We start from the raw sequence: 1,677 nt of genomic DNA, 5'->3' as shown, positions 1-1,677 counted from the left end.
AGGGGGTAGAGCACGGGCGGGCGGGAATGAAGAAGTAAGGTAAGTGCCACTCCCAGCACAACCATCAGGACGAAACCGATCTGCGGGCTCAAGGACAGACGATCACGGTACCGGTAGGCTGCTATACCCAGAACAAAGAATTGAAGCTGGCCGGGAAGTTGCTTGGCATGCCGAAAATCCACATAATGGAGCACCAGTGCATAATAGAGCGCCGACGCCATAAAGACGCCGACCAAAAGTTTCCACCCGTAACGCTGCACACCAAGCCACAAAAACGGAAGAATAAGGTAAAATGCAAACTCGATTTTCAAGGTCCAAAGGCTTGCATTAAGGCTAGGATCCGTGAGCCCGCGCAACACCCCTTCGCCGATGTCATGCTGGATAAAGTTGGCGAATACCGCGTTGACCATCAAATAGTCGAACTCGGACCGCAGATTGGCAACAAATCCACCAGGCGCCAGGCACCCCAGAATCACGGTCTGCGCAAGCACAACCGCGATATAAAGCGGATATATCCGAAAGAACCGCCTTAAATAGAAGCGGCTGAAATTTGAGTCCCGATCAAAACTTTTGGAAACAAGGTAGCCGCTGACGACGAAAAAGCAATCAACGGCGGCAGCCGCGTAATTAAATGGCCATGGCGGCGACCATACCGCGACAAACGCCTTGAAATGGCCGAGCAGAACTAGCAAGGCGAGAACAAGTCGCAATAAAGTAAAATTATTCTGGGCATCGCGGTCATCAATTCTCATTGAACCACTCCTGGTACACAAACGGGGTTTTCTTGGGATCGGCGACGCGAGCGACCCGCCACGTAAGCGGCAGCCTGCAACGACTCTACGCCGGCATATCGCTTTAGCAGACGGCGAGCCGCGTACCCCACCATAAGCGGATGGCGTATGACGTTGAGAACAGATGCCAGTTTCTCGCCACGGTCGAATAAATCTTTAGCCGAATAATAATGTTCCAGAATCTGGAGCTGATGATTCCGCGCCTTGAGCCGCCGCAATTGAGTGGGCGTAACGCTGCCAGATGCCATTTCGACATAGCTTTTGTTGATTTCATATGCAGTCTGAAAATCGTAACGTCGCCTGGCCGCATGTGACCATTGATGCGACAAGGCGCCAAACGGCTGCGTATAGAAATAATAGGGTCCGTCGCTAACGGCAGCCTTACCCCCCAGCAAATAGAATTGGAGTAAATATAGAAAATCCTGTCCGTGTCTTGCCTTCTCGTCATAGGAAAGACCGCTCGCGCGCGTGAATTCCGCTCGCAGAATCGGCTTCAACATACCCAGATTGAAGGTTTCGTAGGCATTAGACCCAAATAAAAAATCGTCGAAGGTAAGGTCCCAGTCGGTTGGCCCAGCAGGCCATGCGGAGCCGACGACAGTGTTTGCAATCGTGTCGTAGAAAAGCTGATTGTCTGCGACAAGATCGACCTGCCGCCTCTCGCCAACGGCGACTAATGCGCGCAGCCTTTCAGGATGAAACCAGTCGTCGGCGTCCAGAACCGCGAGCCATCGACCTCGAGCGATGGCGATAGCGCGGTTCATAGCAACCGATTTTCCGCCGTTGCGCTTATTTCGCAGAGCTCGCAACCGACTGTCTCTCTGCAGCCAGTCGAGTATCACGTCCCAGGATGTATCGGTTGAGGCATCGTCGGCGACAATCACCT

Annotated in this window: 2 protein-coding genes; both read right to left on the bottom strand. The window is 53.0% G+C overall.

Going from position 1 to position 1,677, the window contains the following annotated elements; all coding sequences use genetic code 11:
• On the bottom strand, positions 1 to 752 hold a 752-nt coding region (locus EPO09_RS21555), incomplete at its 3' end, for an acyltransferase (protein WP_290646559.1).
• Positions 749 to 1,677, bottom strand: a 929-nt coding sequence (locus EPO09_RS21550) for a glycosyltransferase family 2 protein (RefSeq protein WP_290646557.1), incomplete at its 5' end; no start/stop codon positions are given. The genes EPO09_RS21550 and EPO09_RS21555, both read right to left, overlap by 4 nt.

It is taken from the genome of Aquabacterium sp. (assembly GCF_004297345.1).
In the GTDB taxonomy this organism is placed as follows: Bacteria; Pseudomonadota; Gammaproteobacteria; order Burkholderiales; family Burkholderiaceae_C; genus Aquabacterium.
Note: the sequence above shows the minus strand (reverse complement) of the source record. Positions and strands in the feature narration are given on the sequence as shown.